This window comes from Magnetococcales bacterium (assembly GCA_015231755.1).
Classification (GTDB): domain Bacteria; phylum Pseudomonadota; class Magnetococcia; order Magnetococcales; family Magnetaquicoccaceae; genus Magnetaquiglobus.
Genome location: JADGAZ010000004.1, coordinates 13,412 through 34,024, shown reverse-complemented (window position 1 = coordinate 34,024; position 20,613 = coordinate 13,412). Strand labels below are relative to the sequence as shown.

General features: G+C 61.5%; 15 protein-coding genes. 13 read left to right on the top strand and 2 right to left on the bottom strand.

All coding sequences use genetic code 11. The features are described 5' to 3' along the window. Positions 1-26 precede the first annotated feature (26 nt). The 12 genes from HQL98_03710 (at position 27) to HQL98_03655 (ending at position 12,202) form a co-directional block, all read left to right on the top strand. Entirely contained in the window at positions 27-1,286 is a 1,260-nt protein-coding gene (locus HQL98_03710) for a serine hydroxymethyltransferase (protein ID MBF0271171.1), read from the top strand. Positions 1,287-1,348: 62 nt separating this feature from the next. Further along, on the top strand, positions 1,349-2,446 hold the full coding sequence (gene ribD / locus HQL98_03705) for a bifunctional diaminohydroxyphosphoribosylaminopyrimidine deaminase/5-amino-6-(5-phosphoribosylamino)uracil reductase RibD (GenBank protein MBF0271170.1): 1,098 nt from the start codon (positions 1,349-1,351) through the stop codon (positions 2,444-2,446). Then, on the top strand, positions 2,431-3,096 hold the full coding sequence (locus HQL98_03700) for a riboflavin synthase (GenBank protein ID MBF0271169.1): 666 nt from the start codon (positions 2,431-2,433) through the stop codon (positions 3,094-3,096). Before ribD ends, HQL98_03700 begins: the two co-directional genes overlap by 16 nt. A 12-nt stretch (positions 3,097-3,108) precedes the next feature. Further along, positions 3,109-4,341: a bifunctional 3,4-dihydroxy-2-butanone-4-phosphate synthase/GTP cyclohydrolase II gene (locus HQL98_03695; protein MBF0271168.1), complete on the top strand. Its 1,233-nt coding sequence runs from the start codon at positions 3,109-3,111 to the stop codon at positions 4,339-4,341. Positions 4,342-4,362: 21 nt separating this feature from the next. Continuing rightward, positions 4,363-4,842 (top strand): 6,7-dimethyl-8-ribityllumazine synthase, encoded by a 480-nt coding sequence (locus tag HQL98_03690; GenBank protein ID MBF0271167.1) that lies wholly within the window; start codon positions 4,363-4,365, stop codon positions 4,840-4,842. A gap of 32 nt (positions 4,843-4,874) precedes the next feature. Then, entirely contained in the window at positions 4,875-5,402 is a 528-nt protein-coding gene (gene nusB / locus HQL98_03685; GenBank protein ID MBF0271166.1) for a transcription antitermination factor NusB, read from the top strand. Then, on the top strand, positions 5,399-6,409 hold the full coding sequence (gene thiL / locus HQL98_03680; GenBank protein ID MBF0271165.1) for a thiamine-phosphate kinase: 1,011 nt from the start codon (positions 5,399-5,401) through the stop codon (positions 6,407-6,409). The genes nusB and thiL overlap by 4 nt, the downstream gene beginning before the upstream one ends. Positions 6,410-6,761: 352 nt before the next feature. After that, entirely contained in the window at positions 6,762-7,823 is a 1,062-nt protein-coding gene (locus tag HQL98_03675; GenBank protein MBF0271164.1) for a succinylglutamate desuccinylase/aspartoacylase family protein, read from the top strand. 43 nt (positions 7,824-7,866) lie between these two features. After that, a complete protein-coding gene (gene yhbY, locus HQL98_03670) occupies positions 7,867-8,190 on the top strand; it encodes a ribosome assembly RNA-binding protein YhbY (GenBank protein ID MBF0271163.1) in 324 nt (107 codons plus the stop codon). After that, complete coding sequence (locus HQL98_03665; GenBank protein MBF0271162.1) at positions 8,187-8,501, top strand: hypothetical protein; 315 nt, start codon at positions 8,187-8,189, stop codon at positions 8,499-8,501. Before yhbY ends, HQL98_03665 begins: the two co-directional genes overlap by 4 nt. A 10-nt stretch (positions 8,502-8,511) precedes the next feature. Beyond that, positions 8,512-11,433, top strand: coding sequence for a CHASE2 domain-containing protein (locus HQL98_03660; protein MBF0271161.1), 2,922 nt, complete (start codon positions 8,512-8,514; stop codon positions 11,431-11,433). Then, positions 11,405-12,202, top strand: coding sequence for a YdcF family protein (locus HQL98_03655; protein MBF0271160.1), 798 nt, complete (start codon positions 11,405-11,407; stop codon positions 12,200-12,202). Before HQL98_03660 ends, HQL98_03655 begins: the two co-directional genes overlap by 29 nt. 14 nt (positions 12,203-12,216) lie before the next feature. Here the strand turns inward: HQL98_03655 and HQL98_03650 are convergent, their stop codons facing one another. Together HQL98_03650 and HQL98_03645 are read right to left on the bottom strand one after the other, a co-directional pair. Beyond that, a complete protein-coding gene (locus HQL98_03650) occupies positions 12,217-13,020 on the bottom strand; it encodes a response regulator (protein MBF0271159.1) in 804 nt (267 codons plus the stop codon). Positions 13,021-13,117: 97 nt separating this feature from the next. Continuing rightward, positions 13,118-13,813 (bottom strand): hypothetical protein, encoded by a 696-nt coding sequence (locus HQL98_03645; GenBank protein MBF0271158.1) that lies wholly within the window; start codon positions 13,811-13,813, stop codon positions 13,118-13,120. A 253-nt stretch (positions 13,814-14,066) separates the two neighbouring features. Here HQL98_03645 and HQL98_03640 point away from each other — a divergent pair, with 253 nt between their 5' ends. Further along, positions 14,067-20,594 carry a DUF4347 domain-containing protein gene (locus tag HQL98_03640; GenBank protein ID MBF0271157.1) on the top strand — a complete coding sequence of 2,176 codons (6,528 nt, stop codon included), beginning with the start codon at positions 14,067-14,069 and terminating at the stop codon, positions 20,592-20,594. The last annotated feature ends 19 nt before the right edge of the window (positions 20,595-20,613 follow it).

Sequence of the window (20,613 nt, the reverse complement as noted above, 5' to 3'; positions counted from 1 at the left end):
GATTTTGATTGAGGAACATCATGAAGATGGACGGATTGCAATTCGTGGACCCCGAGATTTATGCCGCCATCGGCGAAGAGTTGGGACGGCAGCGCAACCAGATCGAACTCATCGCCTCGGAGAACATCGTCAGTCGTGCGGTGCTGGAAGCCCAGGGCAGCGTGTTGACCAACAAGTATGCCGAAGGCTATCCCCACAAGCGCTATTACGGCGGTTGCGAGTTCGTGGACAAGGCGGAGGATCTGGCCATCGAGCGGGCCAGAATTCTGTTCGGTTGTCAATTCGCCAATGTTCAGCCCCACTCCGGCTCACAGGCCAACATGGCGGCGTTGCTGGCCTTGATGGAACCGGGTGAGTTGTTGTTGGGCATGTCTTTGGCCCATGGGGGGCATCTGACCCATGGAGCGGCTCCCAATTTTTCCGGACAGTTGTTCCGGGCCGTGCAGTATGGTCTGGATCCGGCCACGGAGTGCATCGATTACGACCGGGTGGAGGCCATGGCCCTGGAGCATCGGCCCAAGGTGATCGTGGCCGGGGCGTCGGCCTATAGTCGGGTGATCGATTTCGAGCGGTTCCGTCGCATCTGTGACGCCTGCGGGGCGGCCTTGCTGGTGGATATGGCCCATTTCGCCGGACTGGTGGCGGTGGGTGAGCATCCGGATCCCTTCCCCCACGCCGACATCGTCACCACCACCACCCACAAGACCCTGCGGGGTCCCCGGGGCGGCATGATCCTGACCAACCGGGAGGATTTGGCCAAGAGGATCAATTCCAAGATTTTCCCCGGCATTCAGGGGGGACCTTTGATGCACGTGATCGCCGCCAAGGCCGTGGCTTTCGGCGAGGCGTTGCGTCCCGAGTTCAAAGGCTATATCCAGCAGGTGCGCAGCAATGCCCGGGTGCTGGCGGAAACCCTGGTGGCCGGGGGATTGCGCATCGTCTCCGGGGGCACGGACAATCACCTGATGCTGGTGGATCTCACCTCCCGCAACATCACCGGCAAGGATACGGAAAAAGCCCTGGAACGGGCGGGATTGACTTGCAACAAAAATGCCATTCCCAACGATCCCCGTTCGCCCTTCATCACCTCGGGCATTCGGCTGGGCACTCCGGCCTCCACCTCCCGGGGGTTCGGGGAAGAGGAGTTCGTCACCATCGGCCAATTGATCGTGGGCATGGTGGATGCCCTTTCCACCCATCCCGAGGGGGATTCGGTGGTGGAGGCGGAAACCCGGCGTCAGGTTTCCGGGTTGTGTGACCGGTTTCCCGTGTATACAGGGATGTGATGGATCTGAATGGATCTTGAATGAGAGGGCCGGAACGCCTCGTGAACCACGACCGCCGTTACATGGCCCTGGCCTTGCGTCTTGCGGCGCGGGCCACGGGGCGGACTCGACCCAATCCGGTGGTGGGGTGCGTGATCGTGCGTGACGGCGAGATTGTGGGGCAGGGATTTCATCCCTGTGCCGGAGCGCCCCACGCCGAGGTGTACGCCTTGCGTCAGGCCGGTGAGCGGGCCAGAGGGGCGTCTTTGTACGTCAACCTGGAGCCTTGTTCCCATCATGGCCGCACGCCGCCTTGCGCCGACGCGGTGATTCGGGCCGGAGTCGCCCGGGTGGTGATCGCCATGATCGATCCGAATTTGCAGGTATCGGGTCGGGGCGTGGAACGGTTGCGGTCGGCGGGTGTCGAAGTGGTGGTGGGGGTGCGGGCCGAAGAGGCCCAGGAGCTGAATCGTCCCTTCGTCACCTGGATTGAGCAGGAACGCCCCCTGATCACCCTGAAACTGGCCGCCTCCCTGGATGGCAAAACCGCCACACGCACCGGCGAAAGCCAATGGATCACCGGACCTGCCGCCCGGGCCTGGGTGCAACGGATGCGGGATCAGCACGACGCGGTGATGGTGGGCATCGGCACGATCTTGGCCGACGATCCCCGTCTGAACTGTCGCATGCCCAATGGACGGGATCCGATCCGGGTGGTGGTGGATTCCCGGTTGCGCATTCCGGATCGGGCGCGGGTATTCGATTCGTCGGTGGTCTCCCCTCTGTGGATCGCCACCGGACGGGGGGCCAATTTCGCCCGGGCCGAGGCTTTGGGTTCCCGGGCCAATGTGCGGGTGATCCCCTGTCGCGAAACCCCGGACGGGCGGGTGAATCTGGCTGATCTGATGTCCCGGTTGGGCGAGATGGATCTGACGAGTGTGTTGTGCGAGGCCGGATCGGTCCTGACCGGTGCCTTGCTGGAGGCGGGTCTGGCGGATCGCATGGCGTTGTTTCTGGCTCCCAAACTGATCGGTGGCCACGACTCTCCGGGTCTGCTGGACAGCGTGGGCATCGGCTCTTTGGCGGATGCCCAGCGACTGGTCAACATGCGGGTTACCCAGGTGGGAGAGGATCTGCTGGTCGAGGGGGATTTCGAGGGGTCCCGATGTTTACTGGGCTGATCGAAGAGGTGGGGGTGATCCGGGCGGTGGAGCGCTCCTCGGCGGAGTGGCTGTTGCGGATCGGTTGCGGTTTCCAGGGGGTACGGCTGGGGGACTCCATCGCGGTTTCCGGGGTTTGCCTCACGGTGGTGGAGGTGCTGGACTCCGGCGGTTTCGCGGTACAGGTCTCCGCGGCCACGCTGGAAGTCTCCACATTGGGGAACTTGACCGCCGGTTCCCGTGTCAATCTGGAGCGGGCCTTGGCTTTGGGTGGACGGCTGGATGGTCATCTGGTTCAAGGACATGTGGACGCCATGGGACGGGTGGAACGCATCACCCCCAGGGGACGTTCCCTGGAAATCTGGTTCCGGGTGCCGGGGGCTGTGGGACGCTATTTGATTCCAAAGGGTTCCATCGCGGTGGACGGTGTGAGTCTCACCGTCAATACGGTGGTGGATGTCGGGGAGGAGACACGGTTTTCCATCAATCTCATCCCCCACACGCAACGCGGGACCACTCTTTCCGCGCTCTCTCCGGGTGTTGTCGTCAATGTGGAGAGCGATCTTCTGGGCCGTTACGTGGAACGCCTGCTCGCCCGTGGCGCGGCATGCGGTCAGGATCGGGAACGGCGTGGACTGGACGAGACCTTCTTGCGTCAACAGGGTTTTTGATAAGGGTTTTAGATGTCATTGCGTTTTGATCCGATCGAGTCGGTGCTGGAAGAGTTCCGGCAGGGCCGCATGGCGATCCTGGTGGATGACGAGGACCGGGAGAATGAGGGGGATTTGGTCATCCCCGCCGAGTATGCCACCGCCGAGGCGGTGAACTTCATGGCCATGCACGGTCGCGGGTTGATCTGTCTGGCCCTGACCGGCGAGCGGGTGCGTCAGTTGCAACTGCCCCTGATGGTCTCGGACAACAATGCCCAGTTCAAGACCGCCTTCACGGTCTCGGTGGAAGCCAAAACCGGCGTGACCACCGGCATTTCCGCCCAGGACCGGGCCCGTACCGTGGCGGTGGCCATCGCCGATCACGCTTCGCCGTGTGATCTGGTGCGTCCGGGCCATGTGTTTCCCTTGGTGGCCCGGGACGGAGGGGTGCTGGTGCGTGCCGGTCATACCGAGGCTTCGGTGGATCTGGCCCGGCTGGCGGGACTGAAACCGGCGGCGGTCATCTGCGAAATCCTCAAGGAAGACGGCACCATGGCCCGGGTGCCGGATTTGATGATCATGGCCCGACGCATGGGACTGAAAATCGCCACCATCGCGGATCTGATCTCGTTTCGCACTTCCCATGAACAACTGATCCATCGGGTGGTGGAGACCCGTCTGCCCACCGATTTCGGGGGGGAGTGGCGTCTGATCGTCTTTGCCAACCAGGTGGATGATTTTCAGCACGTCGCCTTGGTCAAAGGAGAGATCAATCCCGCAGAGCCGGTGCTGGTGCGGGTCCATTCCGAGTGTCTGACCGGGGATGTGTTCGGCAGCCAGCGTTGCGACTGTGGCAGTCAGCTTCAGGCTGCCATGCGGCGCATCGGCGAGGAGGGACAGGGGATTTTGCTGTATTTGCGTCAGGAAGGGCGAGGCATTGGATTGGTCAACAAAATGCACGCCTATAATTTGCAGGATCAAGGCCGGGATACGGTCGAGGCCAATCTGGAACTGGGTTTCCCCCCCGATCTGCGGGATTATGGGATCGGTGCCCAGATTCTGAAAGACCTGGGCGTGCGCCGACTGCGCATCATGACCAATAATCCGAAAAAAATCATTGGCCTGGAAGGGTATGGCATGGAGGTGGTCGAGCGCGTTCCCATCGAGATGCCCGCGCGCTCGGGCAATGCGGCCTATCTGGAGGTCAAGCACCACAAGATGGGACATCTCTTGCAACAGTTCGCCGATTCCGGTCGAAACCGCTAGCGATCATGGAGTTTTCCTTGTATGGTCAATGAGTTGAACACCCTCGAAGGGCACTTCGACGCCCATGGTTGCCGCTTTGCCATTGTGGTGGCCCGTTTCAACAGTTTCATCACCGAGCGGTTGCTGGAAGGGGCGGTGGATGGTCTCGTCCGTCACGGGGCGCCCCGGGAGGCCATTACGGTCTTGCGGGTGCCCGGCGCTTTTGAAATTCCCATGGCCGCGCAGAAAGTGGCCCGCAGTGGCCGGTTCGACGGGGTGCTGTGTCTCGGAGCGGTGATTCGCGGCTCCACGCCCCATTTCGATTATGTCTCCGCCGAGGTGAGCAAAGGGGTGGCCTCGGTCTCCCTGGAGAGCGGCATCCCGGTGGGGTTTGGCGTACTCACCACCGATACTTTGGAGCAGGCCATTGAACGGGCCGGTTCCAAGGCGGGCAACAAAGGGTGGGAAACCGCTTTGAGCGTGATCGAGATGGTCAATCTTTTCAAACGTATCGATCCATAATGCAATCCTTACAGAAGGATCCTCCGGGCACCATGAATCCGATTCCACGACGCACGCCAATCCGTTCGGTTCCTCTCGTCACTCCGGTCGGATCTCCGGATCCGGGTATGGGGGCCCTGCCGGTGCGCAGCCGTCACAAGGCGCGTGAGTTGACCTTGTTGGCCTTGTATCAATGCGACATCAGTGGAGATGGCATCCATCGGGCGGTCGGCCAGTTGTGCGAAGACAACGCCGATGGCCGGGCCGATCTGGAATATTTCCAGAAGGTGGCCGCCGGAGCCTGGAGCCGGCTGGACGAACTCGACCACTGGATCACCCGCGGCGCCAAGAACTGGTCCTTGTCCCGCATCTCCACCATCGACCGCAACATCCTGCGGCAGGGGATCTATGAACTGCTCGCCGAACCGGATCTGCCCATTCAGGTGGTGATCCACGAAGCCATCGAGCTGTCCAAGCGCTATGGCGGGGATGGTTCCGGCTCGTTCGTCAATGGGGTCATGGACAACGTGGCCAACCAGATTCGGGGTCCCGGCGCCCTTCCGGAGGGAGGCGCCAAGTGACCTCGGAAACATCCACCCTGGCTGAAGTCGGGGAGTTTGAACTGATCCGCGATTTTTTCGCGCCGCTGCACACCCCCGCCGCTCCCGGTGTGGTCACTGGCATCGGGGACGACGCGGCGGTGCTGGCGGTGCCCCGCACCCAGCAGTTGCTGGCCACGGTGGATGCCTTGATCGAGGGGATTCATTTCTCCCCGGATGACGATCCGTTCCTGGTGGGCCAGAAGGCGTTGCGGGTCAACCTGTCGGACATCGCCGCCATGGGCGGACAGCCGAGTTGGTATCTGCTGTCGCTGGGACTGCCGGGAAACACCCCGATCCCATGGTTGACCGGGTTTGTCCAGGGGTTGCGGGTGGCCGGGGAGGCGTTCGGCGTGCATATCGCCGGAGGCAATACCACGGGTTCCCCCGCGGGCCGTTCGATTCATGTCACCATGTTCGGACTGGTGAGCCAGGATCGCGCCTTGACCCGCAAGGGGGCGTTGGTCGGGGATCGGATTCTGGTCTCCGGCACCATCGGGGACGCAGCTTTGGGCTTGGCGTCGCGTCAGGGGCGTTTGACGGTCGAGGATCCGGCGGATCGGGCCTTCCTCGAAGCCCGTCTGGATCTGCCCGAACCGCGGGTCGCTCTCGGGGTGGCGGTTTCGGACGCGGCGGCGGTTCACGCGATGATCGATGTCTCCGATGGATTGGTGGCGGATCTGGGGCATCTGTGTCAGGCCTCGGGAGTGGGGGCGCGGATCGATGCGGCCCATATTCCCCTCTCCGACGCCGCCCAACGGCAACTGACCCAGGATCCGACCCTGTTGTCCATGCTTCTGACCGGTGGGGAGGATTATGAACTGATCGTCACCGCTGCCGAAGGGGCACTGGAAATGCTGGTCACTTTGGCCCGGCAAACCGGCGTTCAATTGACCGAAATCGGCGAGATCATCGCCACTCCAGAGATGGAAGTGGTGTCGGATGGTCAGCCATTGGTGTTGGAACACAAAGGGTGGCGGCATTTTTAGGGGGGTATGCTGACGATGGCGCGTGTGGAAACAGAGGCGTGCGCCCTCAGAAGGACACGAATGGCTCATCATTGGGGGGGTGATTTTTTTCGGATCTTGATTGGTTGTCCCGGATTGTGTGGGTAGCGCCGGATTTTTGTGGCAGAGATTGCAGCGTTGCAGGTGGTGTCATCCGTTTTTTTCGTTGATCTTCCCTGAATATCATAGGGAATGGCCCTCAGACGTGTCTCCTTAGTATCGAAGAACCCTCCTTGGGAGCGTTTCCGCTTCAAAAAGACGAGACAATCGGATAATCTACCCACCGGATCGTGTCGATGGGCATGAATGGATTCCTTGGGAACCGGGGCAGGCCATGGCGGAACGGCGCGAGCGCGAAAAAAAAAACGACCCTTTTGAAATCGCCGGGATCCGGGTCAAGCCCGGAGAGCATGCGGTTGCCAACATTCCAGTGACCCGGTTGCACACCCATACCCCCATCGATCTGACGGTGCATGTCTTTCAGGGACGGCGGGTGGGGCCGTGTCTGTTCGTGAGTGCGGCGCTGCATGGCGATGAACTCAATGGCGTGGAGATCTGCCGCCGGTTGATGCGGGAGCGGGCCTTGCGGGGATTGCGGGGGACGCTGTTGGTGATCCCGGTGGTGAATGTGTTGGGATTCTTGCATCACAGCCGTTATTTCCCCGACCATCGCGATCTCAATCGTTCCTTTCCGGGACTGGCCAACGGCTCATTGGCCGCACGTACCGCGGAATTGTTCATGCGCCAGATCGTGGCCCGCTGCACCCATGGCATCGATCTGCACGCGGGCACCCGGCAGCGTTTCAACCTGCCCCAGACCCGGGGCAAGGCCGGCAGCGTGGTGGTGGAGGAGATGGCCAAGGCCTTTCATGCCCCGGTCCATCTGTATACCGATTTTCTGGACGGCTCCTTGCGGGGGGCGGCCCATGCGGTGGGAGTGCCGGTGTTGCTGTACGAGGGGGGGGAGGCCATGCGTTTCGACGAGGTGGCGATCCAGGCCGGTTTGAAAGGTATTCTGGGGGTGATGCGCCATCTGGGCATGCTCGCCGAAGGGACCAAATCCACCCCCGTCTGGTCCAAATGGTGGACCGCCCACTCCAGTCGTTGGGTGCGGGCCCCGGAAAGTGGCATGATGTGGGCGGTCAAACGGGCCGGCTCCCATGTACGCAAGGGAGAGTTGCTCGGTCACATCGCCAACCCTCTGGGCAGCGAAAGGATTGAGGTGCGCGCCGAACGGGAAGGGGTGATCATTGGTCATACCAACCATCCCCTGGTCAATCAGGGAGATGCGTTGTTCCATGTGGCTTTTGTCCCGGATGCCGAGGCGTTGCAGGAGATGGTGCAGGAGACCCTGGGGGTCGCCCTGCACGAGGGATTGAACGACGAGTTCATGTGATCATGCCGATTTTTTTTAGTGAGGAAATCATTCAATCATGGAAATGAACAACCCAGGTTCCGCCCCCTTGAGCGGATTCCAACGCAAGTTTCTGCGTGGCCAGGCCCATGCCCTGCAACCCGTGGTCTGGGTGGGTCGGGATGGTCTGGGGGAGACGTTGCTGCGGGAGGTGGATCGCGCCCTGGAGGATCATGAACTCATCAAGATCAAGTTCAACGATCACAAAGAGGAAAAAGCAAACCTCTCCGAGGTGATCGCCCGGGAGACCGGCAGCGCCCTGGCCGGAATGATCGGTCATGTGGCCATTTTTTACCGTCCCCGCGCCGAGATCGCCAAGCGGCTCATCGTGTTGCCGCAACGCCCATGAGCCGGGGTTTCGGGGGGGTGACCCGTCACGAGGTGCGTCTGGACGGGGCGGTGCCGGTGGCGGTGAGCATGACGTTAGGCCATGGGGTGGAGGCGGAGGTGGATCTGGTGACGCGGGTGGTCACCCAGCGGCTCGGTCCACCCCTGAAACCGAAACAGTCCGTCTGGGTGTTGGAAATCGCCGAATTTCTGGCCCGTCAGCACCTTCTGGAGGCCGCGGAAATCCGACGGGAACAACAGAATCAGACCGGGGGACAGGCCACCATCGCCTTTGAACCCCGTCTTAAACCGGACATGATCTGGTGGGGTTGAGGAGATCGGGATGAGGGGGGCGCCGATCTGGAGTCGTCCACTGATGCGTCTGGGGGCTGTGGCGTTCATTTCCATGGCCCTGGCGGTGGTGGTGATGGAATATCTGCCTTTTTTCCGCATCATGGACAACTGGGTGGATGATTTCCGCATCGCCGCCCTCTCTCCTCCGGAACCGGTGCATCCGGATATCGTGGTCCTGGCCATCACGGAAGAGACCTTGCGCATGTTTCCGTATCGTTCCCCCATTGATCGGGCCTTTCTGACCACCCTGCTGGAAACCCTGGAGAAAAAAAAGGCCCGGGCGGTGTTTCTGGATGTGCTGCTGGACCAGGCCACCGAGCCGGCCAAGGATGCGTTGCTCAAGGAGCGGTTGCGGGCCATGCGGATTCCGCTGGTGGCCAGTTACGGTCTGGACCGTTTCGGTCACACCTTGAGCGCGGCGCAAATGACCTTTCTGGACGACTTTCTTCCCGTGGAGATGCGGGGTTTGTCGGACATGATCAAGGATGCCCACGATGGCAGTGTGCGTTGGCTTTATCCGGGTCGGACGCTGCCGGATGGCCATCGCATGCATGGGGCGGTGGGGGCTTTGGCGGCGCGTCTGGGGGTTGCGCCCCCCACCGAGACCACGCGCATCGCCTGGCGTGGCGCTCCCAAACCCGGAGAATCCCCGTTCGTGACCTTTCCGGCCCACATCGCCGCGGTGTTGCCGGATGCGTGGCTGGAAAATCGCATCGTGTTGATCGGTGGGGATCTGCCCTTGAGCGATCGTCACCGCACCCCATTGAGTCTGGTGGCCCAGTCCCGGGGGGATGAGGGGGGCAACATGGCGGGGGTGGTGATTCTGGCCCATGCCTTGGCCCAGATTTTGGACGGACGACGTTTTCCCGAGGCAGCCCCCCTGGCACGGTGGATTCTTCTGGCTGTGGCGACCACTTCCGGCATTCTGTTGGCGCGATTGGAGACCGCGTTCATCCTGAACGCGGGATTGGCCTTGGCGGGCACCATTGTCTGCTGGGGAGGGGGATTTTTGTTTTTTGCCCATCTGGGCATCCTGTTGCCTCTGGTGACGCCGACTTTGGCGTTCTGGCTGGGATTTCTGCTCACCACCCTCCAGGTGGGGGGGGAGGAGCGGCGACGCAAGCAGCGCGCCCAGGAGGAAACCCGCATGAAGTCGGAATTTCTGGCCAACATGAGCCACGAAATCCGCACCCCCATGAATGCCGTCATCGGTATGACCGAACTGCTGCTGGAAACCCCTTTGTCCGAAGAACAGCAGAAATTGCTCGCCACGGTGATGCGCTCGGCCAAGGCGTTGCTGGGCTTGTTGAACGATATCCTGGATTTCTCCAAGATGGAAGCCGGCAAGATGACCCTGGAGCAGGTGGTGTTCGATCTGCGCCAGATGCTTTCCGACGCCCGGGAGACCCTGATCGCCGTGGCCCGCATGAAGGGACTCTCCCTGGAGTTGGCGGTGGATGAGGCGTTGGGGCCTTGTTTCACCGGGGATCCGGCCCGGCTGCGACAGGTGATCGTCAATTTGGCGGGCAATGCCATCAAGTTTACCGAGCATGGCAGCGTGACCGTGGGGGTGAGCCGGGATGGGCGGGATGAGGATTTTTTGTATTTCACCGTGGTGGATACCGGCATCGGCATTCCGGCCAACCGGTTGGATGCCATTTTCGAGAGTTTCACCCAGGCGGATGGCTCCACCACCCGCAGTCACGGCGGGACCGGTCTGGGATTGACCATTTGTCAAAAGATCGTCGAACGCATGGATGGGCGCATCTGGGTAACCAGCGAAGTGGGCAAGGGGAGTGTGTTTCACTTCCGGATTCGTCTGCCCGAAGCCCGCGGGGTGACGGAATGCCGTTTGGCCCCCATGGGTCTGGCGACCACCTCGTCGGGTTCCAGGCGTTCGTTGTCGATTTTGTTGGCGGAGGATGTGGAGGCCAACATCGAACTGGTGATGATCCGCTTGACCCGTCCGGGGCATCGGGTGACGGTGGCCCGGGATGGGGCCGAGGCGGTGGAGATGTTCGCGCCGGGCCGTTTCGATCTGGTGTTGATGGATGTGCAGATGCCCCGTTTGAACGGTTTTGACGCGGCCATGGGGATCCGGGCCCGGGAAAAGGCCAGCAATGGCGGGCGGGTGCCCATCGTGGCCATGACCGCCAATGCCATGAAGGGAGATCGGGAGCGGTGTCTGGAGTCGGGCATGGACGAGTATGTGACCAAGCCCATCGATTTTAACGCCTTGTTCGCGGTGATCGCCCGTGTGGTGCCCGAGGGGGCGGGGGAGCCTTTGCCCGGGGAGTCCCAGGGGGAAGCGCAGACGGTAGACATCATGGCAAAGAGCGTTCCCGAGACTCCTGTGGTCTTGCCGGAGGTGGCCGGGGTGGATGTGGGGGCGGCTTTGGAGGCCTGGGGGGATTGGGAGGCGTATCGTCGCGCCTTGATCCGTTTTGCCATGACCAGGGCCGACGACGGTGCCCGCATCCGGGAGGCGTTGACCGGGGGGGACGCGGCCACGGCCAAGGGGATCGCCCACGCCTTGAAAGGGGGAGCGGGCAATCTGGCGGCTGTGGAGTTGGCCGAGGCGGCCAAGGTGTTGGATACCGCCTTGCGCAACGGGGAGGAGGGATTGCCGCTGGTGGCCGCGGTGGAGACGGCCATGGGGGTGGTGGTGGAGTCTTGTCGTCGTTTGGCGCGGGAGGAGAGCGGCGTGGTGGTGGAGCGGATGTTGGCCGCCATCGATGATGGGGATCTGGAGGCGGCCCGTGGGGTGTTGCCTTCCTTGATCGCGGCGGCGGATGGTCTGGTGGCGGTCGAAGAGACCCGTGCCTTGGCGGAGCAGTTGGAGGAGTTCGATTTCGACAGCGGGCGGGATACGGTGTTGGGGATTGCCCGGCAACTGGGCCTGGAGGTGTGAGCTGTTCGTTCTCAAGAAGATCGTCGGTTTTCTGGTGATGCCGTTGCCCGCGTTGCTGCTGGCAGGCGTGGTGGGGGTGTTGTTGCTGTGGTGGGGGGGCCGGAGGCGGGATTGGGGACGTTGGCTGGTGAGCGGCGTGTTGCTTGGATTGACGCTGCTCAGTTTCAAGCCGGTGGCCGATGCCCTGGTGCGACCTCTGGAAGGACGGTATGGGGCGTATGTGGCCTATCCGGAGCGGGTGGTGTCCCATGTGGTGGTGCTGGGGGGCGGAGCGGTGGATGATCCCGCCTTGCCGGTGACCAGCCAGCTTTCCACCGAAAGTCTGACGCGACTGGTGGAGGGGATCCGCATTGCGCGGCTGCATCCGGGCAGTCGTCTGGTATTGTCCGGCGGCGGGGTGAGGGCGGCGTTCACCGAGGCCCGGATCATGGGGCAGGTCGCCTTGGGATTGGGGGTGCCCGGGGAGCGGATTGTATTGGAAGAGGTGGCCCGGGATACCGAGAATCAGGCCCGTTTGATCCAGGATCTGGTGGGCAACGAGCCGTTTGTGCTGGTCACCTCGGCGGTCCATCTGCCGCGCTCCATGGCCCTGTTCCGCAAGCGGGGCATGGCGCCGATTCCCGCCCCCACCGACCACCGGGCCAAGGCGTTCGGATCCGATTGGCTGGCGTTGTGGAACGGAATCGCGCCCCGCCAGTTGGAAGCGGTCCACGCGGCGGTCCATGAGTATCTGGGACTGCTGTGGTCCGGATGGCGGGGAGCGATTTAGAGAATTGTGTGTGTTCAGCCCCCCGCGGGCACCTTGACCCACAGCGCCCGCAAGGGCACCCGCACCCCATCGAGCAGGCGGTTTTGTCCTTCGAGAAGGGTCAGCTTCAGCACCACCCCGCCAGAGACGAAATCATACACCCCGTTTAACCTCAAGCTCTCCCCGCCGGCCTCGTCCAGACCGATTTCCGCGATGGCCTGGTTCAAGGCCAGGTCCAGTTGACGGGTGAAGTCGTTGGCAAGCTGTTTTTTTTCTTCCAGGATGGGGGTGGCCACGATGGGACGGTCGGGCCATTTCTTCGCGAAGCGTTTGACCAGATTGATCATTTGCGGAGCCAGTTTTTCCGGATCCTCGGGCACCAGCTTGCGGGAGGTGCTGTGACCCGGGGGAACCCGTCGGGGGATGTTGTCCCAGGTGGCTTCCAGCCGTTTGGGCAGGTGTTCCCGGATGCGGTGGATCAGGTATTCCCCATCCACCGGCTTGTTGACGTATCCCTGACAGGTGCCGTGGAAGGCGTCCAGAATGTCGTCGGCGGTGTTGCGGGCGGTGATCATGATGGCGATGGTCTGGCCTTTGCCCGGAACCGCCCAGTTTTTTTCCATGTCGCGGATGGCGTAAAGGGCTTGATGGCCATCCAGGCGAGGCATTTCGATATCCATGCACACCACATGGTAGGGGGCTTTCTCCTCCAGTGCCGCCTCGAAGAGGGCCAGTGCCGCTTCGCCGTCTCCGGCCTGGTCGCAGGAACCCAGGGGGGAGAGAATGGTGGTCAGTTTCTCCCGTTGTCCGGGATCATCATCGACGATCAGAATTTTCATGTTGCCCTTCACCCCCGCGATAGACCTTGGCCCAAGTGGTGCTGCATCTTTTTGGATTCAGATCACAGGATACAACACCACGGGCCGAATGGAAATGTCATTGCGTGGCCTGGAGGTGGTTCAGGGAGGCCAATTGGGCATCGCATCCCTTGGCGGTCATCCAGGCGGTTCGCTCCTTGGGGGTGGTCAGGTTGGACGGAATCAGATGCAGCGTGGTCGTGCTGGGTTGACCATCCAACTCCAGTCGATAGACCGCCCCATCGCTTATGGGCATGGTGGGGGGCGGTGTGAGCTGGTTGGTGCCCGCCGGCCATTGGGAGTGGGCTTTCCATTGTTGTTGGCCCAGTCGCACGGTGATGAGGGCATTCTCCTGACTGGATGGACGCCAGAACACCAACGGTTGCCCCTCGTTCAGGCAGTAATGACCACTGCGGGTCACATCCAGAATTTGAGGAATGGCCCGGGTGGTCCCCAGACCCCCCGAACGGGTCTTTGGGGCGGATACGAGCATTTTCAAGGTGTTGACCACTCCGGTATCCGTACTGGCCTGAGTCTTGGATATAGGCAGACCTTGAAAAGGACCTTCCAGATTGATGGCGGTCCCGTTGGAAGAGAGTAAAGTCACCCGCTGTCCGGCGGTCAGGGTCAGGGGTTGCGTGGTGTTGATGGTCTGGCCAGGGGTCAGTTGGATCCCTTCGGCCTTGTACACCACGAGTTCACTGGCCAGCAGCGATCCGCTGGCCAATATGCCCATCACCATCCCCAGTCGGCTCCAGAAAGCGATGCGTTTCATGGTAATCTCCTTCTTTGTGTGAAGCCTGATTTGAAATGGACCGTCACGGTGTTGAAATGTGGTCCGTTTCTTGGTTGTTATTACAGTGTGCAGACTGGGTGCCAATCATGTGATGTTATATGAATCAATAGGTTGATTCAATAAATGGTTATGGAACCAACCGAGAGATGTAAAAACAATGGACACTGACCAAAAATGTGACTCCCATTTTGGCTTCCGGTCTTCGAAATGGCCTGGCGCGCCGATTTTTCCCGTGATGCTGGCTTTGGAGGAGCGGTTGTTGCTGGATGCCGCCGGCGTGGGGGATGCGCTGCGGGTCTGGGAGGATGGCGGGGTTCATGGGGAGGCCACCACCGGGTCCGCCACATTGGCTCTGTTGCACGCTTTGGTGCCTGCGGTGGAGCCGTCTGGGGTGGATCGGCGGCGGGAGGTGGTGTTTGTGGATGCCGGTGTGGCGGATTACCGGGTGTTGCTGGAAAATCCCGCCATGGAGCGCACGGTGGTGGTGTTGGGGTCCAACGAGGATGGCGTGGCCCGGATTGCCCAGACCTTGGCGGGTCTGGAAAAAGTGGATGCGGTGCATCTGATCACCCACGGTTCCGATGGAAGGGTGCGTTTGGGCAATGCGGAACTCTCCCTGGAGAGTCTGTCGGTGTATGCCGAAACGGTTCGGGCCTGGGGTTCGGGTTTGAGCGGGGAGGGGGATATTTTGTTTTATGGCTGCGACGTGGCCGCTGGCGCGGAGGGACAGACGCTGGTCCGGCGGATTGCGGAGTTGACCGGCGCGGATGTGGCCGCCTCCCGGGATGCCACCGGGGCGGCGCGTCTGGGAGGCAACTGGGATCTGGAGTGGACCGAAGGGGTGGTGGAGAGCGCTTTGTCACCTTCGGTCAGGGCGCAGGCGGAGTATGATGGTTTGCTGGCCACCTATACCGTGACCAATCTCAACAATACCGGGGCCGGGAGTCTGCGTCAGGCGATTCTCAACGCCAATGCCACGTCGGGCGTGACGGATACCATTCAATTTTCCGTGACCGGCACCATCACCCTGACCAGTATGCTCACGGTCACGGATGATTTGGTCATTCAGGGGGATACCAATGGGGATCAGGTCGCCGACATCACCGTGAGTGGTGGCGGGGCCAACCTGCGCGGATTGTATGTCAACATGAGCGCAAGCACCAATACCCTGACGGTCAACGGCGTGACGATCGATAATTTTGATTATGTCGCCTCGTCCAACACCGGAGGTGGGGCGGTGCTGATCGGGAAAGGGACTCTGGTGCTGGATTATTCCACCATTTCCAACAGTTCCATCACGCCGACCGCCGGGTTCAGCACCTTTGGCGGCGGGGTTTACCTGAACGCCAACGGCGTGTTGCAGGTGATCGATAGCACCGTGAGCGGCAATTCGGCCACGTTCGGTGGCGGGATCCGCAACGATGGGGGAGTGGTCACCATCACCCGCAGTACCTTTTCGGGCAACTCGGCTCCCACCGGGGCGGCGAGTGGTACCGGTGGAGGCATTTATCAGGCGGTGGGCGGTACCCTGACCATCACCGACAGTACAATCTCCGGGAATAGCAGTGTCGGATCCGGAGGGGGCTTGATCGTCATCGCCGGGACGGTCTCCATCGACAACAGCACCATCGCCGACAACAGTTCAGCGCTTGGCGCGGGCATCCGGGTGGGGGGCGGCACCCTGACCCTGACCAATACCACCGTGGCGGCCAACACCGCCACCGGTGCCGGGGGAGGACTTTCGATTGCGGCTGGGGGGGTGGTGTCGGCGACCAATACCTTGATTGCGGACAATACCGGTACCACCGCCGATGTGTCAGGGACGATCACCGCCAACTACAGCCTGATCGAAAACACGACCGGAGCCACCATCAACACCACCACCAGCAATGTGACCGGTGTGGATCCGGTGCTGGGGAGTCTGGCCAACAATGGAGGGACAACCAAAACCCTATCGTTGGGCACCACCAGTCCGGCTTTGGACCGCTGGACTTCGACCCAGGTGAGCAGCAGCTCCACCACCGATCAGAGGGGAACCGGTTATACGCGTTATTTCAATACGTTGATTGATATCGGCGCCTATGAGTCATTGTCGCCGCTGGCCATCGACGACACCGCCAGCGCCACCGAAACCGGGAGTGCGGCCGGAGCCAACGGGTCGGGTACTCTGGTGACCAACGATGTGACCACAGGCACCAAGACGGTGACGGCCATTCGTACCGGCAGTGTGGCGGGTGGCGGCGTGGCCGGGACGGTTGGCAGTGCCCTTTCCGGCAGTTATGGGGCGTTGACCGTGCTGGCGGACGGGAGTTTTACCTATGTGGTGGATGATGCCAACAGCATGGTGAACGCCTTGCAGAGCGGTCAAAGTGTGTCGGATTCTTTTAATTATACCCTGTCCGATGGCTCCTTGACCGATATCGCCACCCTCACCGTCACCATTCAGGGTGCCAACGACACCCCCCTCGGCAGCAACGACACCGCAACCGCCATCGAAACCGGCAGCAGCGCCGGCAGCAATGCCACGGGTAATCTGCTGACCAATGATTCCGATCCGGAATCTTCTACATTAAGCGCCGTGGCTACGACGTTGACCGGCACGTATGGCACTCTGACCATTTCCAGCAGTGGCGCTTATGTCTATGTGGTGGATGATGCCAATAGCACGGTGAACGCTTTGCAGAGTAGTCAAAGCGTGTCGGATGCCTTCACCTATACCCTGTCCGACGGCTCCTTGACCAGCACGGCCACCCTCACCGTCACCATCCAGGGTGCCAATGATACCCCTCTCGGCAGCAACGATACCGCAACCGCCATTGAAACCGGCAGCAGCGCCGGCAGTAGCGCCACGGGCAATCTGCTGACCAATGATTCCGATCCGGAAAGTGCCACGTTGAGTGCCGTGGCCACCACCCTGACGGGCAGTTACGGCACCCTGACCATTTCCAGCAGTGGCGCTTATGTCTATGTGGTGAACGATGCCAATCCCACGGTGAACGCCTTGCAGAGCGGTCAAAGCCTGTCCGAGGCCTTTATTTATACCCTTTCTGATGGTTCCCTGAGTACTGCCGCCACTCTGATGGTCACCATAGACGGGGCCGATGATTTGCCGGTTGCCAGCGGGTTGACGACTCCCGAGGGTTTTATCGAAGATGGTGCTGCGTTTCTGTTGGCGCCCATCGTGATTCAGGATCCAGACTCCGCCGCTGTGACTGTCACCCTGAGCTTGAGCCAGGGTGGCGCGGGAACGTTGTCTGCCGGTCAGTCGGGAGGAGTGAGCGCCACTTTTGATGGGTTGGTTTGGCGTGCTTCCGGTGCGTTGGCTGATGTCAACGCTTTGTTGACTGAAACCTTCTTTTCTCCGGCTGCGGATTGGGATCAGGATCTGACCATCACCGCCACAGTGACCGATGGGGTGACCCCGATGGTGACCGGGGTCAAGCGGGTGGGGGTGACCGCCGTGAACGATGCCCCCACCGCCATCCATCTGTTCGGTCAGGAACGAATCCTGGAGGATGTTTCGCGTCATGATTTGATCGATCTGGTGATTACCGACGTGGACAGTGCCAGCGTAGGGGTGACTTTGACCCTGGCCGATGGTGCGGCAGGCGTTTTGACCACTTCCACCTCCCAGGGGGTGACTTCCACCTTTGACGGACGAACCTGGTCAGCCTTGGGGCCGGTGGCCGATGTCAACGCGCTGTTGGCCGCGGTGGCGTTCATTCCGTCCCGGGACTGGGATCAGGATTTCGTCATCGCCATCGCCATCGATGACGGTCAGGCCCCGACGTTGACCGGATTCAGGAATGTGGTGATGACCGCTGTCAACGACCCTCCCACCGCCACCAACCTGAACGCCCCGGAACGCTTCATCGAGGATGCCTCCCCCTTTGATCTGACTCCGATCGTGGTGACGGATGTGGACAGTGCATCGGCCACCGTCACCTTGACCCTGGAAAATCCGGCGGCAGGCAGTTTGAGCACCCTTCTGGATGCCGGGGCCACGTTGAGCAGCAATGGCACCTATTGGCGCGGTTCCGGCGAGTTGGCAGCGCTCAACGCGCTGTTGACCGGCGTGCGCTTTACCCCGGCGGAGAACTGGGATCGGGATTTCACCATCGCCACTGCGGTCAGCGATGGACAGGCTCCGGAGATCACCGGCGTCAAACCGGTCACGGTCATTCCGGTCCATGACAACCTGTTGGTTTCGCAGCTTTCCGCCCCGGAAAGTGTGCTGGAGAATGGTCCAGGGATCGACTTGACCGATATGGTTATCACCGGTACCGACAGCGCCACGGTGATCGCCTCCCTGACCCTTTCGGATCCGGGTGCGGGAATCCTTTCCACCGGGGTTGTCGATGGGGTGGCTTCGACTTTCGCGGGGGGGGTCTGGCAGGCGTCCGGAGGGATCGACGCGGTCAATGCCCTGTTGGCGGCGGTGCGTTTTACCCCGTCTGCCGGGTGGAAGCGGGATTTCACCCTGATCACCACGGTTGGGGATGGCGTAACCCCGAATGTGATCGGTGCCAAGCCCATCTCCATGATCGCCGTGAACACCCCTCCCACGGCCACCCATCTGGATACGGCCGAATCCATGGTGGAGGATGATCCGTTTCTGGCGTTGGACAGCATCGTCATCACCGACGACAGCCCCCGTGTGACCACCACCTTGACCCTTTCCGAAGGCGCGGCGGGACGGTTGTTGTTTCGTACCCAGACCGGCGTGGATTTGACCGGTGACGGTACCGCATGGACGCTGGCGGGATCTCCGGATCAGGTCAACGCCATGCTGGCGGGATTGACGTTCATGCCGGCCCTGGACCACGATCGGGATTTCACCCTCACGGTGGTGGTGAGTGACGGCGTGGCGGATCCTTTGGTGGGGGTGAAGCGGATTCAGGTCACCCCCGGCAACGATCCTCCCCGTGATCTGACGTTGAGTTCCGCCTCCATTGTCGAAAATACCGATACCACCCAGGGTGTTCTGATCGGCGTGTTGTCTGCCATCGAGGTGGATACCGGGGATCGGGTGGTTTATTCCCTGGTCGATGGGGCGGACAGCGCCGTATTCCGGTTGGGAGGAGCGGACTCCGGGCAATTGTACATGGTGGGGGAACGGTTGGATTTCGAGAGCCGGGATCGCTATTCGGTCACGGTGCGGGCCACGGATCTCCAGGGCGCCCATGGCGAGGAGACCTTCGCCATTGTCGTGACCGATCAGAACGAAGCGCCGGTCAGCCTGACCTTATTGCCCGAGATCCTCCGGGAGAACACCTCCAGCGTGAACGGTCTGATCGCCGGGCGGTTGAGCGCGGTGGATGTGGACGCCGGAGACGGATTGGTTTTTTCCGTGGCCGGAGGGGTGGATGCCCATCTGTTTGCCATCGGCGGGCCGAACCGGGATCAATTGCTGCTGTTTGACGGTGTGCTGGATTACGAACGTCGTAGCGCCTATGAGGTCACGGTGCGGGTCACGGATCTGGCCGGGGCTTATCGGGAGGCCAGATGGATCGTGCCGGTGATCAACGTCAACGAGCAGGTGGAGGGGACCACGGCTTTGGAGTGGTCGCCGCCGGTGGTCGTGGCGGAGGGGCCGATGGCGGTGACCGGGGGCGGGAGTCCGGAGGGAATGCCGGCGGTCGTGGTTGGGGAACCGGGGCCGTTGTTTTTGGATCCTGCCCCCTGGGAGAGTGGATCCGGGAGTGGTGATCGTGTACCGGAGGGGAGCGAGAGGGTTCCGACGGATCCGGGGGCGGTGATTCAGGGGTATCTGGAGAGTCCCGACTCTTTGACCCAGGCGGTGGGGGATGTGTTGGATCGGGTCGCCCATGGGGAACCGGTGCAGCAGGCGGATCTGATCGATCTGTTGGAGCAAGGTGGCGCGGACCGGGAGCGGATGATGCAGGTGTTGCGGGATTTCATTCAGATCCAGAAGGAGGCGCGCACCGAACTGTATGCGGGGGCTGTGTCGGAGTTGGCGCAACGGGACCGGGAAAATCCCTTTGAAACCGGCACGGACAGTGCGGAGGGCAGGGATGACTCCTGGTTTCCGCCCTTGACCGGGGAGCGGATCGCGTTGTTGATCGGGGTCAATCGGTATCAAGAGCCGATTCCCGCGTTGTATACCCCGGTGAATGATGTCAACGTGATCGCGGCCTTGTTGCGCGCCCGGGGGTATCAGGCCATCGTGATGCCGGATGCCACCCACGATCGGGTGGTGGAGGCTTTCCGGGCGGTGGGATCGAAGATCAAGCCCCATCAGGATCTGTTGATCTATTATGCCGGACACGGTTATCTCCAGCCGGAGACCGGGAACGGCTACTGGTTGTTGTCCGACGCCAGTGCCGGAAGTGCTTCCCAGTGGATTTCCACCCGCCATTTGTCGGATTTTCTGGCCAAGGTGAAGGCGCGTCATACCATGGTGATTTCGGATAGCTGTTTTTCCGGCACCTTGACCCGGGAATTCACCTTCACTTCCGAGAGTGCCGGTTTGACTCGGGAGCAGATCCAAGCCAAGCGGTCGGTGATGATGATGTCTTCGGGAGGCGAGGAGCCGGTGATGGATGGGGGCGGGGATGGCCATTCGGTTTTCGCCTCCCGTCTGATCGAGCAGTTGAAGGGCATGGGATCGGGACAGACGGGGTTCGATCTGTTCTTGAAGGTGCGCCGCTCCGTGGTGGAGCGTTCTCCGCAGACGCCCCAGTATGGGGCCATGTTGTCCGCCGGACATGAGCCGGGCGGGGACTATTATTTTCAGTAAAACGCAGTCGGAACAGGGG

What these genes read in the sequence shown, in the direction of transcription:
- HQL98_03710 (MBF0271171.1), top strand. Translation starts at nt 27, where the DNA reads ATGGACGGATTGCAATTCGTGGACCCCGAGATTTATGCCGCCATCGGC.
- ribD (MBF0271170.1), top strand. Translation starts at nt 1,349, where the DNA reads ATGGCCCTGGCCTTGCGTCTTGCGGCGCGGGCCACGGGGCGGACTCGA.
- HQL98_03700 (MBF0271169.1), top strand. Translation starts at nt 2,431, where the DNA reads ATGTTTACTGGGCTGATCGAAGAGGTGGGGGTGATCCGGGCGGTGGAG.
- HQL98_03695 (MBF0271168.1), top strand. Translation starts at nt 3,109, where the DNA reads ATGTCATTGCGTTTTGATCCGATCGAGTCGGTGCTGGAAGAGTTCCGG.
- HQL98_03690 (MBF0271167.1), top strand. Translation starts at nt 4,363, where the DNA reads ATGGTCAATGAGTTGAACACCCTCGAAGGGCACTTCGACGCCCATGGT.
- nusB (MBF0271166.1), top strand. Translation starts at nt 4,875, where the DNA reads ATGAATCCGATTCCACGACGCACGCCAATCCGTTCGGTTCCTCTCGTC.
- HQL98_03675 (MBF0271164.1), top strand. Translation starts at nt 6,762, where the DNA reads ATGGCGGAACGGCGCGAGCGCGAAAAAAAAAACGACCCTTTTGAAATC.
- yhbY (MBF0271163.1), top strand. Translation starts at nt 7,867, where the DNA reads ATGAACAACCCAGGTTCCGCCCCCTTGAGCGGATTCCAACGCAAGTTT.
- HQL98_03665 (MBF0271162.1), top strand. Translation starts at nt 8,187, where the DNA reads ATGAGCCGGGGTTTCGGGGGGGTGACCCGTCACGAGGTGCGTCTGGAC.
- HQL98_03660 (MBF0271161.1), top strand. Translation starts at nt 8,512, where the DNA reads ATGAGGGGGGCGCCGATCTGGAGTCGTCCACTGATGCGTCTGGGGGCT.
- HQL98_03650 (MBF0271159.1), bottom strand. Translation starts at nt 13,020, where the DNA reads ATGAAAATTCTGATCGTCGATGATGATCCCGGACAACGGGAGAAACTG.
- HQL98_03645 (MBF0271158.1), bottom strand. Translation starts at nt 13,813, where the DNA reads ATGAAACGCATCGCTTTCTGGAGCCGACTGGGGATGGTGATGGGCATA.